This window comes from Micromonospora reichwaldensis, from assembly GCF_031845925.1.
GTDB classification, from domain to species: Bacteria; Actinomycetota; Actinomycetes; order Mycobacteriales; family Micromonosporaceae; genus Micromonospora; species Micromonospora reichwaldensis.
Genome location: NZ_JAVRFL010000009.1, coordinates 126997 through 140909, shown reverse-complemented (window position 1 = coordinate 140909; position 13913 = coordinate 126997). Strand labels below are relative to the sequence as shown.

Below are 13913 nucleotides of genomic sequence, written 5' to 3'. Positions count from 1 at the left end.
GGCGGCGTGCCAGGCGATCTTGCCGTCGGGTAGAGTTTCCCCCGTCGCCGACGAACACCGGCGACACGCGGACGTAGCGCAGCTGGTAGCGCATCACCTTGCCAAGGTGAGGGTCGCGGGTTCGAATCCCGTCGTCCGCTCGCGATCCGCCCCTCGTGATCCGGCCTGCCGGATCGGGCGGTCACCCCCGGGCGATTGGCGCAGTGGGAGCGCGCTTCCTTGACACGGAAGAGGTCACTGGTTCAAACCCAGTATCGCCCACCAGCTTGTCTTCCCTGCTGACCGGCGATGGCGCGGGAATCTGTACCGGCGTATCCGGGTGCGCCGCCTGGCGGCGAAGTGGAACGGTGATCACGCGTCGCCCTTGCGCGTGCCTTCCTCGACTGCGTCGCGCAGTTCCTTCACCACCTGTTCCGGTTCGGCGAGACAGCGCCAGGCCGGTACCCGCCTGACCTCCGTGGCCGCGGCGATGATGTCGAGCCTGCTCAGGATCCGACGTAGCGGCCTACCGTCCGGGTCACCCTCGGGATCGTCGACCAGCACCGCCAGGCTCTTGTCGCGAAGGCTGAGCGTGAGGTCGACCGGATAACCCGGCAGCGGCGTGCCCCACCGCACTGTCAGCCCGGCGTCGCGTAGACCGGCGATCAGTTGGTCGACCGGTCGCGCGTCGACGCCGGCGCCCGTGGCCGTCGGCGCGGGCGGGCTGGCGAGATCGGCCAGCAGTCCGCGTTGCCCGGACCACCACGAACGGTCACCCACGACGATCAGCTGGGACCTGGCGCGGGTGATCGCCACGTTCCACAGGTTCGTCTGCTCGACGAGCCAGCCACGGGTGCGCTCGCTGATGCCGTGAGCGCCGACGGGCGAGACGACCATGATGTCCTTCTCGCTGCCCTGAAACTTGTGGATGGTCGCGCACCGCAGGTCGTCGGCGAGGCCGGCGTCCTGGAGCGCGCGGTCCAGGATCCGCTGCTGCTCGGCCAGTGGGGTCACCACGCCGATCGTGACGCCCGGGTACTCCTTGCGCAGCCGCTGGACCTCGCCCACCACGGCGTGAACCTCGTCGGCGTTGCGACCGGAACCTGTGGCGCCTCGGATGAAGCGGCCGGACACGTCCACCCAGCGGGTGGCGGACTCGGCCGGTGCGGCCAGCCGGGCCGGGTCGGTGAGAACCGTCAGCCGGTTCTGGTAGACGACCCGGTTCGGAGCGTCGATGATCTCCGGGTGGCAGCGGTAGTGCTCGTCGAGCAGGATGGTGCTGCCCGCCGCGGTCGCGAACGCCTCGTACGCCGAGTGGTTCCGGTGGGTGAGCCGCCGGCTGGTCAGCCACTCGTGTCCGAGCCCGGCGCGGGCCTGCTCGCCCCGGTCGTCGGTGTCGGAGAGCTCGACGACCGGTGTGAGTTGCCGCGGGTCGCCGATGATCAGGGCGCGTTTCGCCCGGTAGAGCATCGGCAGGACGGCAGCGACGGTGCACTGGGCGGCCTCATCGATGATCACCAGGTCGAACAGCCCCGCTCCGGGCAGCAGCCGGCGCGCCGACATCGCGGTGACGGCCCAGCCCGGTAGCACGGCGAGAAGCTCGCTCATGTAGGCCCAGCTCCTTGCTTCCGGCTTGGCCATCTCGTCGGCGCGGTTGCGGAGCAGGGTCGTGTTGCCGGCCACCCGGGCGGCGATCTGCGCACGCAGTAGTTGGTCGCTGTGCTCGGGTCTGGTGTCGTGCTGCAGAGCCCGTAGCCGCTCCCAGACTTCTTCGGCGGCGCCCGGCCGGGACCGGAGTCGTTGGCGTCGCTCGCGCCAACACTGCTCGATGACCGCCTGTTCGCCGAGGGCGGTGATCGCATCCCGGTCGAACACGCCTCGCGACCGCAGTCGCCTGCGATACCACCACCCGAACCATCGGCTTGTCAGTGCCCGGTCGGTGACGTCGACCAGCTTGGCCAGGATGGCGTCGTCGGTGTCGGCGAGTGAACGGTCCCGTTCGAATGCGAGGTCGGCGAGGTCCCGTTCAAGCCGGCGACGCTGGTCGAGATCCTCGCGTAACCGCGTGATCTCCTGCGCGACGAGTCGTAACTCGTTGGCCGGCCCGTCGGCCGCCGGCACCGGCGGCGGCCATGCCCGCATCACCTCGGCGAGGTACTGCGGCTCCTGCTGCCGGTACTCCTTGTTCCCGGTACGCAACACCAGTCCCGGGCCGACCATGCCGGTGACCCGCTCGACGACCTCATCGACAGCCCGGTTGTTGGTCGAGCCGATCAGCACGCTCTGCCCGGCGGCCGTGGCGGTCGCCAGCAATGCGGTCACCAGTTGGCTCTTGCCGGTTCCGGGCGGCCCCTGCGCGACAGTCAGGGGCCGGCTCATCGCCGCCCGGATGATGTCCTCCTGAGTCTCGTTGACCGAACTCAACGCCACCGTCAGGACGTCGGCATCCTGCTCATCCGCCCCGGTCACGACACCGCTCGACAACGTACCGAGTGCGGTCGATGCGATCTTTCCCGCGTTCTTGACGATGTCCTGCAGGTCCTCGATCAGCTGTCGCTCAGGGGACTCCGTGCTGCCCGCGGCGAACAGCATCCCGGCGTTCTGCACCCGATTGACGGGCCCGCGGTTGACCATCCCGACCAGATTCTCCGGGTCGAGGGCGGCCACCGGCTTCAGACCGAACGTGTTCGCCACCAGATCGGCCACCTCGGCGAGGGACTTGTGCTCGCCGGGGACGAGTCGTTCGGCCACTGCCTGCCGCAGTTCGTCCGCCTCGACCGCGGCCAGCTGGAAGTGGTCGATCAGGGCTGGACTGGGCTGCGGCGGCGCCGGGTGCGCCAGCCCGTCGTCCCCCACGGTCAGGTCCGAGACGAGCAGGGGCGCCAGTCGTACCTGCCGGGTGCCCTTCTGCTGCAGCGCCACGACCGGGTAGCCGTACTGGAGGGAGCGGCCACCAGCCTCGGCCAGCCCGGCCAGCCGCTGGCCGCGCTCCTTGAGTGGGACCGGCTCGGTGGCCGAAAGCATGATCTCCCGGCCCGGGGGCGCAGCGAGGTACGAGTCCTTGTGCGCCAGGTTCACGAAGAACTGCAGGACGGCGGAGCGTCGCAGGCAGGCGACGTGGTAGTTGAGCAGACGACGCCACCGGTCGGTGTCGAAGGGCGCGTCCTCCGGCTCGTCCCTCCGTACACCCGGGCTCCGCTGTGGCCGTTCGTCCGACCCCGCGACCAGCGGGATCGGGTCGGTGACACCTTCGCTCGACTCGACCGGCTTCTCCTCCCGGCGACGTGACATCTCCGTCATCGCATACCGGGAGAGGTCGCTCGCGGTGATCCAGCCGTCCTCCGCGGTCGCCCGAGCCGCACCGCGGAGACCGGTGAGCAGGACCTCGGTGAAGACCGAGGGCCGGTCCGGGCCCTGCGCCTTCGACGCCTTCAGGTGGCTGCTCGACTGGAGCATGAACGTGCCACGCTCGCGCTTGAGACGCCGGGGCTCCTGGCGTACGCCGGCGCTGAACCGGTGCCGGGCGGTGAACGAGCCCGAGAAGCAGCAGTCCAGCAGGACCACCTTCTGGCTGGCCTTCGTGTGGTTGAGCATGTGCCGGAGGACGCCCTCGACATCGAACGCCGTGGTGTGCAGGAGAGTCGTCTCGGTGTCGATGGTGCCGAAGAAGAGGGATTGCCGGTCGTCGTGCTGGATGCCGTGGCCGGAGTAGTAGAAGAGGGCGAGATCACCGGTGCGCCGAGCGCCGTAGAACTCCTCGACGACCTGCTTCATGCGCGCCGCGGGCAGGTCGACGTGGGCGTCAACGCTGTCGAAGTCGCCGTCGCTGTCCAGCACGGTCCTCACCTGTTCGACGTCCTGCCGGACGCCGGGCAGCGCGGTGAGCTTCGAGGCGGCGTCATAGGTCGCCGTGCCGAGCACCAGAGCATGCCGACCCATCAGCGGGAATGCTCGACCGCATCACGGACGAGGTCGATCAGCTGGGCGGTCTCCGCCTTGGTCGCCTGGTCGATGGTCAGCTCGACGGCACCGATCTTCAGGTGTGCCCGGCGACCCTGATTGCGGTTGAGGAAGCCGACCACCAGGTCCACGAGCGCCTGCGCGTAGCCCGGATCGGTGCCGGCGACCACGCCCACGGTGGCCAGTACCATCTCGCCGACGCCCTTGCTGTCAGGACCGGTGGGCGCCTCGAGCCGCCGCACCTCGCCGATGTCGCCCAGGTCCTCCACGAGTTCGTCAGTCAGCTGGTCGAGGACGAAATCGTCGTCCTCCGGCAGCGGCGTGAAACTGACCTCAACGACGACCTCGGACACCCGCGCCTCCCCCAGACCCAATCCGAAAGCACCCGGAACGCTACGGAATGACGGCGCGGCGAGGGAGGACGTGTCGGGTTCCCGACGGGGCGTCGTGGGCGGTCCTGCCCTGTCGGGGGGCGAGCGGGATGCGCGCGCTGGCACGCCTCTTCCTGCACCGGCCAGCGGCATCCGCCGTCCACGTCGACCGGTGCCGTCCGGCCGGGGTTCTGCCGTGGGCAGATCCGCTGACCGTGAACACGGGACCGGAGCAACGCCCCGAGCGGGCACAGTGGAGCGCATGAGGCTGCTGGTGCTGGGCGGAACGGGATTCGTGGGCGGCGCGACGGTCGCCGAGGGCGTACGGCGGGGTTGGGCGGTGACCGTGTTCAACCGGGGGCTGCACGGCGCGACGCCGGAGGGCGTACGCCGGTTGCGGGGTGACCGGACCGCGCCCGGCGGCCTGGCGGCGCTCGCGGACGGCGAGTGGGACCTGGTGGTCGACACCTGGGACGGCGCGCCCCGCGCGGCGCGCGACGCCGCCCGCGCGCTGGTCGACCGGGTCGGCCGGTACGTCTACGTCTCCAGCGGCTCCGTCTACGCGCGGCCCGTCGCCACCGGGGTGGGCGAGGACGCGCCGGTGGTGGACTCGGAGCCGGACGCCGACGAGGGCGGCTACCCGGCCAACAAGGCCGGCGCCGAGCGGGCCGTGCGGGAGACGTTCGGCGAGCGGGCGCTGATCGCCCGGGCCGGGCTGATCCTCGGGCCGGGGGAGGACATCGGCCGGCTGCCCTGGTGGCTGACGCGCATCGCGCGGGGCGGGGACGTGCTGGCGCCGGGCCCGGTCGACCTGCCGGTGCAGTACATCGACGTGCGGGACCTGGCGGGCTGGATGCTGGACCTGGGCGCGGCGGGCCCGGGCGGGACGTTCAACGCGGTGAGCCGCCCCGGGCACGCGACGATGGGGGAGCTGCTCGACGCCTGCGTCGCGGCCACCGGCGCCGACGCCCGACTGCGCTGGACCGACCCGGGACCGATCCTGGCCGCCGGCGTGGAGCCGTGGAACGACCTGCCGATCTGGGTTCCGGCCGGGCACGAGTACCGCTGGGTGCAGGAGCGCGGCGTCGAGCGCGCGTACGCGGCCGGGCTGACCTGCCGCCCGGTGACCGGGACGGTCGCCGACACCTGGGCGTGGCTGCGGGAGGTGGGCACCGTCCCGCCCCGGGCGGGCCGCCCGCAGCGCGCCCCCGTCGGGCTCGACCCCGACCGGGAGGCGGCGCTGCTCTCCGCGACGGGCGCCTGAGCCGGTCGAACGGAGTGTCCCGGCTCGACCTGCCGGTCAGGACCGGGTGACCGGCAGGTCGAGCACCTCGTCCACGTCGCGGCGCGGGGTCGGCCAGCCCGGCTGACCGTAGCCGACGCGCAGCACCATCTGCGGGGTGCCGAAGCGCCCCAGCGACAGCCGCAGCTGCTCGCGTGCCGACGGCACCTCGATCGGCTGGGACAGCATCGACGCCGCCAGCCCCGAGTCCGTAGCGGTCAGCAGTACCCGCTGCAACGCCTGCCCGGCGACGACCTGGTCGACGGCCGTGTTGCCGGGCGAGCCGAGCACCGCCACCAGCGGCTCGGGTTCGAAGTCCCGCCCGGGCGCCCGGTCGAGGCCGCCGAAGCCCCGCGACGGCAGCAGGTCCTGCGGCTCGCCCTGCGGGCCGCCGGACGCGGCCGGAATGCCGTCCGGGGCGGGCGTGGAGCGTACCCACTCCTGGCGTTCGGCCCGGTACTGCGGGCTCCGCTCCAGCACCCGGTGGGAGCTGCGGGCGAGTTCGCCGAACGCGTTCACCGCGCTGACACCGACCACCAGTTCCAGCCAGCACTGCTCGGCGCGGGCCGCCTCGGTGAGGCGCCAGCGGGCGTCGGCGGGTACCGGGTCGGGCCAGAACGGCGCGCGGTTGCTGAACCGGCGGGGGATGGCGGCGTGCAGGGCCTGCTCGGCGGGGGTGGGGCGGCGCGGCACGTCCGGCACCAGCCGCGCCACCACGTCCGGCTCGGCCGGGTAGGGGCGCAGCCGCACCGTCGCCGGGGTGCCGGCAACGGCCAGGGCGAGCCGCAGGTTGAACAGCGCCGCCCCGCAGGCGATCCGTACGCCCCAGCCGGTGGGGTCGGTGGCCGGCAGCCGCCGGTCCGGGTCGACCAGCACCTCGATGCCGCCGTCGCGCAGCCGGAACCGCCACGGCTGGGTGTTGTGCAGCGACGGGGCGCGTACGGCGTCGGTGGCGGCGGCCCGTAGCTGCTCGACGGCGAAGCGGGTGTCCATGGTCGTGCTCCTTCCGTGGCAGATCGTGCGCCGGCGGGTGGTACGTCTCCACGGTGCGTCACCGGGGCGTCGCCCGGGCAGGGCCGGACGTCCCGTCCCGCCGGGCCCGACCGGCCCCGTCGCACGTGCGGGACTTTCGGCCGTGTCGCGGGCCGGTGACCTCGGCTCGACCGCCCTGCCGCTGGTCGGAGGGACGGTTCGGGCCGCCGGTGGCGAGGGCGTTGCCGGTTCGGGACCTTCGACCCGTGCGGGAAGCGGTGGGAAGCGGGTAGAAACGAGGGATGATCCGCGTGTTCCTGCTCGACGACCACGAGGTCGTCCGCCGTGGCCTGGCCGACCTGCTGGAAAGCAGCGGGGACATCGAGGTGGTCGGCGAGTCCGGCCTCGCCCAGGAGGCGGCCCGGCGCATCCCGGCGCTGCGGCCGGACGTGGCGATCCTCGACGCGCGGCTGCCCGACGGCAACGGCATCGACGTGTGTCGGGACGTCCGGGCCGTGGACTCCTCGATCAAGGGCCTGATCCTCACCTCGTACGAGGACGACGAGGCGCTCTTCGCGGCGATCATGGCCGGCGCGTCCGGCTACGTGCTGAAGCAGATCCGCGGCACCGACCTCGTCGACGCGGTGCGGCGGGTGGCGGCCGGGCAGTCGCTGCTCGACCCGGCGATCACCACCCGGGTGCTGGAGCGCATCCGCAGCGGCGTCGAGCAGCCCCGCGAGCTGAAGTCACTCACCGAGCAGGAGCGGCGGATCCTGGAGTACGTGGCCGAGGGCCTCACCAACCGGGAGATCGCCGGGAAGATGTTCCTGGCCGAGAAGACCGTGAAGAACTACGTCTCCAGCGTGCTGGCCAAGCTGGGCCTGGAGCGCCGCACCCAGGCGGCCGTCCTCGCCACCCGCCTCCTCGGCAAGTCCCACTGACGCCTGCGGGCCCAGCCGCGCCGCCTGCGGCTCAGTCGCGCAGCGGCACCGACCAGCACACCTCGGTGCCCCGGGGCACCGCCCGGCGTACCACGAACTCACCGCCGTGGCGCTCGGCGCGCTCGCGCAGGTTGACCAGGCCGCCCCGCGCGGCGGCCGGGTCGCAGCCCACCCCGTCGTCGGTGACGGTCACGGTCACCCGGCCCGCCTCGACCCGCACCGCCACCGCCACGCGGTCGGCCTGCGCGTGCCGTACGGCGTTGGAGAGCGCCTCCCGCAGCACGGCCGTGAGGTCGGGGCGGACCGCGTCGGGGACGGCGCTGTCGATCGGCCCGCTCAGCTCCAGGCGGGGCCGGTGGCCCAGCGACTCGGCGGCCACCTCGATCGCCTCCCGGATCTCGGTGCGCAGCGCCGCGCTCATCGGGGTGCGCAGCTCGAAGATGGTGCGGCGGATGTCCTTGATCGTGGCGTCCAGGTCGTCGACCGCCGCGTTGATCCGCCGGGCGACCTCCGGCTTCGTCGTCATCGGGGCGGCGCTCTGCAACTGCAGGCCGGTGGCGAAGAGGCGCTGGATGACCACGTCGTGCAGGTCCCGGGCGATGCGCTCGCGGTCCTCCAGGACCACCAGCAGCTCCCGTTCCTCCTGCCCGCGGGCCCGCTCCAGGGCCAGGGCGGCCTGCCCGGCGAAGCTGCCCAGCAGGGCCATGTCGTCGTCGTTGGCGACGGGCGCCCGGTCGGCCCGGTGCGCGATCACCAGCACCCCGTGCAGGGTGTCGGCGGTGGCCAGCGGCGCGACCATCGCCGGGCCGGTACGCAGCAGCGCCGGCCAGGGCGCGGCGTGGGCCAGGTCCGCCACCTGGTCGTGCCGGCCCTCGATGACGGCGGCGGCGAAACTCGTCTCGGCCGCCGGCAGCGCGGTGCCGACCAGGGCGTCGGCCTGCTCGTCGGCCCCGTCGACCACCTCGACGGTGAACTTCTCGCCGTCGGGGTCGTAGAGCAGCACGAGGGCGACCTCCGCCTCGGCGACCTCGCGGGCGCGCCGCGCCACCAGCGTCAACGCGTCGGTGCGGCGCACCTCGCCCAGCAGCACGGTGGTGATCTCGGCGGTCGCCGCGAGCCAGCGTTCCCGGCGGTGGGCCAGCGCGTAGAGGCGGGCGTTCTCGATCGCCACGCCGGCGGCGGCGGCGAGCGCGACGACGATCTCCTCGTCGTCCTCGGAGAACTCCGCGCCGCCCTGCTTCTCGGCCAGGTAGAGGTTGCCGAAGACATGGTCGCGGATGCGCACGGGAACGCCGAGGAAGCTGTGCATCGGCGGGTGGTGCGGCGGGAACCCGTAGGAATTCGGGTGCCGGGTGATGTCGGGCATCCGCAGCGGGCGGGGGTCGTCGATGAGCAGGCCGAGCACGCCCCGCCCGTGGGGCAGGTCACCGATCCTGGCGTGCAGCTCCGCGTCGATGCCGTAGGTGATGAAGTCGTGCAGCAGGCGGTCGTGGCCGATCACGCCGAGCGCGCCGTAGCGGGCGCCGACCAGCTCGCAGGCCGACTCCACGATCCGTTGCAGGGTGCTGCGCAGGTCCAGGTCGGTGCCGATGCCGACCACCGCGTCGAGCAGGGCACGCAGCCGCTCCCGGCTGGTCACCACCTCGCCGACCCGGTCCAGCATCTCCTGGAGCAGCTCGTCGAGCCGTACCCGGGACAGCGGGCTGAGCCCCAGTGAGGGGGTCACGTGCGGTTCGGGGCGGGGACTCGGTTCGCTGGCGGCCACCGGGCGATGGTAGCCGCCCGGTGGCCGTGGTCCCGGCCCCGCTACGCGTCGGGGGAGCGCACCGCCGAGGTGTCGACCACCTGCGCGGCCTCCATGCGCGGGGTGTGCGGCGGGCCCGCGTGCGCCGGGTCCGCGAGCCCCAGCCGGATCACGAGGTACGGGTAGCCGAGCCCGGCCAGCAGCCCGCGCAGCGTCTGCCGGGTGCCCGCGACCTCCACCACCCCGCTCAGCGGCACCACGGAGATCCCGAGCCGGGTCGCGGTCAGCCAGGCGGCCGAGAGCGCCTCGCCGGCGCGCAGCCAGCTGTCCGGCTCGTCCTCGTCGCCGTAGAGCAGCCCGTACACGGCGGCCCGGTCGTGCCCGGGACCGACCGGCAGGGTGCCGGGGCGGCCGAAGTCGCGCGCCGGCACGGTGGTCTGCGGCGCCTCCGCGGGCAGCACCTCGGGCGGCAGGCCGGTGCCGGTGCCGGCCCGGCTGGTCCAGTACTCCAACTCCTCGCGCAGCTGCGAGTCCTCCGCCTCCACCGAGGCGGCGCGGCTGGCGACCGCGGCCAGCTCCAGGACGTTGTCGCGGTCGAGGAACTGGAGCTGGCAGCCCTCGGCGGCGACCGCCGAGGCGATCTCCCCGAGAGCTGCGGTCGGCACCGGCTCCTCGCTGACCGGGCGCCGGTCGGTGTGCCGCACCTGCATGCACTGCACCAGGCGCATGGCCTCCGGGTCGGCCTCCGCGCGGGCCATTCCGGTCAGCCGGGCCAGCAGGTCCCGGTCGGTCGGGTCGGGCATCCGCTCCACCACGGCGGTCCAGCCCTCCGCGGTCAGCGCGACCCGCGCGTGGTGCAGCGCCGCCCCGCAGCTGTACGCCAGCAGGCGGCCCTCCGGGTCGGTCGCCGTCAGCTTCGGATCGCGGACCACCCGCAGCTCCAGCGCGTCCGGCAGCACCCGCCACCGCCACGGTTGGCTGTTGTGCACCGACGGGGCGTGCCCGGCCGTGGCGGCGGCCTCCGCGAGTGCGGTGGTCAGCGGACGCTCCGCCGCCGGTGTCTCGTGGCTCATGGTCACGACCTTTCCGTTTCTTCCCATCGTGCCCCAGCCCGACGGTGCCCCGGGCGGGGATGCCGCTCCATCCTGCGTCATCCCCCCTGCCGACGCACGGTACGCAGGTCCCCGCGTGGCAGGGCAGCTCGCCCCTGCCGGTTCGCGCGGATGCCCTCCCGGGCGCGGTGGGCGCTGAGACGATCCGCAGGTGGGAACGGAACCGCGCGAGTGCGTGCCGGAGCAGCCGGTACGGCGGGACCGCTCGCGCCTGCTGCTCTGGGCGCCCCTGGCCGGGGTGACGATGCTGGTGCTGGCCGGGGCGGTGCTGTGGCTCGCCGGCCGCCGGGGCGCGGCCGAGGTGGTGTGGGCGTCCGCCACCGTGGCCGCCCTGGTGCCCGCCGCCTGGTCGGTGCTGCGGCAGCTGTGGCGCCGGCAGTTCGGGGTGGACGTGATCGCCGTACTGGCCCTGGTCGGCGCGCTGGTGGTGCGCGAGTACCTGGCCGGGGCGGTGATCGCGGTGATGCTGGCCACCGGGCGGGCGCTGGAGGCGTACGCCCAGGGCAGGGCGACCCGGGACCTGCGGGCGCTGCTCGCCCGCGCCCCCCGCACCGCCCGGCGGCGCGGCCCGGGCGGGAGCGTCGAGGAGGTGCCGCTGGACCGGGTGGCGGCGGGGGACCGGCTGCTGGTCGGGCCGGGCGACGTGGTGCCGGTCGACGGGCAGGTCGACGAGCCGGTGACCCTCGACGAGTCGGTGGTGACGGGCGAGTCGCGGCTGGTGCGGCGCGCGGCCGGCGAGCAGGTCGCCAGCGGCGTGGTCAACGCCGGCGCCGGCTTCGGCATGCGCGCGACGAGGGACGCGGCGGGAAGCACGTACGCGGGGATCGTCCGGCTCGCCGAGGAGGCGACCGCCCACAAGGCGCCGATGGTGCGCCTCGCCGACCGGTACGCCGCCGCGTTCGTGCCGTTCACCCTGGTCCTGGCGGGGCTGGGCTGGCTGCTCTCCGGCGAGTTCGTCCGGGCGGTGGCCGTGCTGGTGGTCGCCACCCCGTGTCCGCTGCTGCTGGCCACCCCCATCGCGATCGTGTCCGGGCTGTCGCGTACCGCCCGGCGCGGGGTGCTGGTGCGCGACGGCGGCTCGCTGGAGCTGCTCGGCCGGGCCCGCACCCTGCTGGTCGACAAGACCGGCACACTGACGGCCGGCCGCCCCCGCGCCGCCGAGGTCGTGGCCGCCCCCGGCGGCGACCGCGACGACGTGCTGCGTCTCGCCGCCTCGGTCGAGCAGCTCTCCCCGCACGTGCTGGCCCGCGCGCTGGTGGCGCAGGCGCGCGAGCGGGGCCTGTCGCTGACCGAGCCGGCGGGGGTGACCGAGGAGCCGGGCCGGGGCGTACGCGGGTCGGTCGACGGGCGGCAGGTGCGGGTCGGCCAGCTCGACGGTGACCTGCCCGACTGGGCGGGGAGCGCCCGGTCCCGAGCCGAGCTGGCCGGCCGCTCGGTGGTCTGGGTCAGCGGCGAGCGGGACCCGCTCGGGGCGATCCTGCTGGAGGACCCGGTACGCCCCGACGCGCGCCGCACCGTGCGCCGGCTGCGCGAGGCGGGGCTGCGGCGCATCGTGATGGTCACCGGGGACCGGCCCGACGTCGCCGCCCAGGTGGCGGGGGTGGTGGGCGTCGACGACGTGGTGGCCCGGTGCGCGCCCGCGGAGAAGGCGACCCGCGTACGTGAGGAGGCGGGCCGGGCCGTCACCGTAATGGTCGGCGACGGGGTGAACGACGCCCCCGCCCTCGCCGAGGCGCACGTCGGCGTGGCCATGGGCGCCACCGGGGCGACCGCCTCGGCCGACGTCGCCGACGCGGTGCTCACCGTCGACCGGCTGGACCGGCTCGCCGACGCGGTGGAGATCGCCCGGTACGCCCGCAGGATCGCGGTGCAGAGCGCCAGCGTGGGGATGGGCCTCGCGGTGCTGGCGATGCTGGCCGCCGCCGTGGGTTGGCTCCCGCCGGTCGCCGGGGCGTTCCTCCAGGAGGGCATCGACGTGCTGGTGATCCTCAACGCGCTGCGCGCCCTCGGGGGCGGGCTGCGCCGCCGCGACGTGTCGCCGGGCACCCGGGAGCTGCTCGACCGGTACGCGGCCGAACACGGCGGGATCCGCGACGTGCTCGCCGCGCTGACAGACACCGCCGACCTGGTCGCCACCGCACCGGACGCGCCGCAGTGCCTGCCGGCGCTGCGCGAGACGCACCGCCGGCTGGTCGACCAGGTGCTGCCGCACGAGGCGGCCGAGGAGCGCCAGCTCTATCCGGCGCTGGCCGACCCGCTGGGCAGCGCCGAGGCGACCTCGACGATGAGCCGCGCCCACGTGGAGATCCGGCGGCTGGTGGACCGGATCGGCGCCCACCTCGCGCAGGCCGGCGACGGCCCGCTGCGCCGGGATCAGCTCACCGACCTGCTCGCCGCCCTCTACGGCCTGGCGGCCGTCCTGCGGCTGCACCTCGCCCAGGAGGAGGAGGACTACTTCTCGCTCAACCCGGCGGAACCGGCCGAGAGCCGGTGACCGCCCCGTCGGGGCGTCGTGCGTAGCCGGCGGCTGGTGCTGCGTGCAAGGAAGGGCCCCCTGCACATCAAAATGCGATAGCAGGGGGCCCTTCCTAACCCCTCAGCGTTCCCGGACGACCGCCACCGGGCAGTGCGCGTGCTGGATGAGCTGCTGGCTGACCGAGCCGAGCAGCATCCCCTTCAGGCCGCCCCGGCCGCGGGTGCCGACCACCACCAGACGCGCGTCGCGGCTGGCGTCGACCAGCAGGGACGCGGCGCTGCCCTCCGTCACCTCCACGGTGACGGCCACGTCGGGGAACGTCGCGCCCCACCGGGCGAGCGGCTCGTCCAGCTCGGCCCGGTCGGCCGCCGAGGCCTCCCGCGCCTCGGGACCCGCCGGCGGGCGCTGACCGGCGGGCGCGTGCCAGGCCCGCACCACGCGCAGGGGCACCCGTCGGGCCGCTGCCTGCTCGAACGCGAAGCCCAGCGCGAGCAGCGAACACTCGGAGCCGTCCACGCCGACCAGGATGTGCCCGCTCCGGCCACCAGCGGCGGCCTCGCCGCGGATCACCACCACGGGGCAGTGCGCGTGGGCGGTGACCGCGACGGCGGTGGAGCCCACGAGCAGCCCGCCGAAGCCGCCGTGCCCCCGGGTGCCCAGCACCAGCAGGTCCGCCTGCGCCGAGCGTTCCTGGAGCACCAGCGCGGGCGGCCCGTCGAACACCTCACCGGTCACCGTCAGCTCCGGGTGCGCGGCGGACGCGTCCGCCGCCGCCTTGCGGACCAGCTCCTCGACCTGCCGCCGGGCCGTCTCGTCCGGCCAGACGCCGGGCGCGATGCCGGGACCGATCCAGCCGGCCACGGTGAGCCACTCGAAGACGTACGCCAACCGCACCGGCCGTCCGCTGCGACCGGCCTCCTCCAGCGCCCACTCCAGCGCCGCGCCGGCGTCGGCGGAGCCGTCGTAGCCGACCAGGATCTCGTTGCCGCTCATCGGATCCACCTCTCGTTCGCGACCGCGGGGCTCACCACGTGACTCCTCGCGCTCACTGGTGCTGGCCTTTCGTTCGCGATTGC

Annotated in this window: 9 protein-coding genes and 2 tRNA genes; 5 read left to right on the top strand and 6 right to left on the bottom strand. The window is 74.2% G+C overall.

The window, feature by feature from the left end:
* The first annotated feature begins 67 nt into the window (after positions 1-67).
* Both RM555_RS09970 and RM555_RS09965 read left to right on the top strand, forming a co-directional pair.
* Positions 68-140 (top strand) — tRNA-Gly (locus tag RM555_RS09970).
* A 49-nt stretch (positions 141-189) separates the two neighbouring features.
* Positions 190-264: transfer RNA gene (locus RM555_RS09965), tRNA-Val, on the top strand.
* Positions 265-351: 87 nt separating this feature from the next.
* Here the strand turns inward: RM555_RS09965 and RM555_RS09960 are convergent.
* Entirely contained in the window at positions 352-3918 is a 3567-nt protein-coding gene (locus tag RM555_RS09960) for an AAA domain-containing protein (protein WP_311411479.1), read from the bottom strand.
* Positions 3918-4292, bottom strand: coding sequence for a hypothetical protein (locus RM555_RS09955; protein ID WP_311411478.1), 375 nt, complete (start codon positions 4290-4292; stop codon positions 3918-3920). The genes RM555_RS09960 and RM555_RS09955 overlap by 1 nt, the downstream gene beginning before the upstream one ends.
* A 280-nt stretch (positions 4293-4572) precedes the next feature.
* On the opposite strand from RM555_RS09955, the gene RM555_RS09950 reads away from it, so the two are divergent.
* Positions 4573-5574, top strand: coding sequence for an NAD-dependent epimerase/dehydratase family protein (locus RM555_RS09950; RefSeq protein WP_311411477.1), 1002 nt, complete (start codon positions 4573-4575; stop codon positions 5572-5574).
* 36 nt (positions 5575-5610) lie between these two features.
* Here the strand turns inward: RM555_RS09950 and RM555_RS09945 are convergent, their stop codons facing one another.
* On the bottom strand, positions 5611-6585 hold the full coding sequence (locus RM555_RS09945) for an Acg family FMN-binding oxidoreductase (protein ID WP_311411476.1): 975 nt from the start codon (positions 6583-6585) through the stop codon (positions 5611-5613).
* A 281-nt stretch (positions 6586-6866) separates the two neighbouring features.
* Here RM555_RS09945 and RM555_RS09940 point away from each other — a divergent pair, with 281 nt between their 5' ends.
* Positions 6867-7505 (top strand): response regulator, encoded by a 639-nt coding sequence (locus RM555_RS09940; protein WP_132233210.1) that lies wholly within the window; start codon positions 6867-6869, stop codon positions 7503-7505.
* A gap of 31 nt (positions 7506-7536) precedes the next feature.
* Here the strand turns inward: RM555_RS09940 and RM555_RS09935 are convergent, their stop codons facing one another.
* Together RM555_RS09935 and RM555_RS09930 are read right to left on the bottom strand one after the other, a co-directional pair.
* Positions 7537-9168, bottom strand: coding sequence for a sensor histidine kinase (locus RM555_RS09935; protein ID WP_311411527.1), 1632 nt, complete (start codon positions 9166-9168; stop codon positions 7537-7539).
* A 143-nt stretch (positions 9169-9311) separates the two neighbouring features.
* Entirely contained in the window at positions 9312-10322 is a 1011-nt protein-coding gene (locus RM555_RS09930; RefSeq protein WP_311411475.1) for an Acg family FMN-binding oxidoreductase, read from the bottom strand.
* 190 nt (positions 10323-10512) lie between these two features.
* On the opposite strand from RM555_RS09930, the gene RM555_RS09925 reads away from it, so the two are divergent.
* Positions 10513-12855, top strand: a complete 2343-nt coding sequence (locus RM555_RS09925) for a heavy metal translocating P-type ATPase (RefSeq protein ID WP_311411474.1) — start codon at positions 10513-10515, stop codon at positions 12853-12855.
* Positions 12856-12957: 102 nt separating this feature from the next.
* Here the strand turns inward: RM555_RS09925 and RM555_RS09920 are convergent, their stop codons facing one another.
* The gene (locus RM555_RS09920) at positions 12958-13830 is read right to left on the bottom strand and encodes a universal stress protein (protein ID WP_311411473.1); all 873 of its coding nucleotides are present in this window, start codon (positions 13828-13830) and stop codon (positions 12958-12960) included.
* Positions 13831-13913: the final 83 nt, after the last annotated feature.

What these genes read in the sequence shown, in the direction of transcription:
- RM555_RS09920 (WP_311411473.1), bottom strand. Translation starts at nt 13,830, where the DNA reads ATGAGCGGCAACGAGATCCTGGTCGGCTACGACGGCTCCGCCGACGCC.
- RM555_RS09940 (WP_132233210.1), top strand. Translation starts at nt 6,867, where the DNA reads ATGATCCGCGTGTTCCTGCTCGACGACCACGAGGTCGTCCGCCGTGGC.
- RM555_RS09950 (WP_311411477.1), top strand. Translation starts at nt 4,573, where the DNA reads ATGAGGCTGCTGGTGCTGGGCGGAACGGGATTCGTGGGCGGCGCGACG.
- RM555_RS09930 (WP_311411475.1), bottom strand. Translation starts at nt 10,322, where the DNA reads ATGAGCCACGAGACACCGGCGGCGGAGCGTCCGCTGACCACCGCACTC.
- RM555_RS09945 (WP_311411476.1), bottom strand. Translation starts at nt 6,585, where the DNA reads ATGGACACCCGCTTCGCCGTCGAGCAGCTACGGGCCGCCGCCACCGAC.
- RM555_RS09935 (WP_311411527.1), bottom strand. Translation starts at nt 9,168, where the DNA reads ATGCTGGACCGGGTCGGCGAGGTGGTGACCAGCCGGGAGCGGCTGCGT.
- RM555_RS09960 (WP_311411479.1), bottom strand. Translation starts at nt 3,918, where the DNA reads ATGGGTCGGCATGCTCTGGTGCTCGGCACGGCGACCTATGACGCCGCC.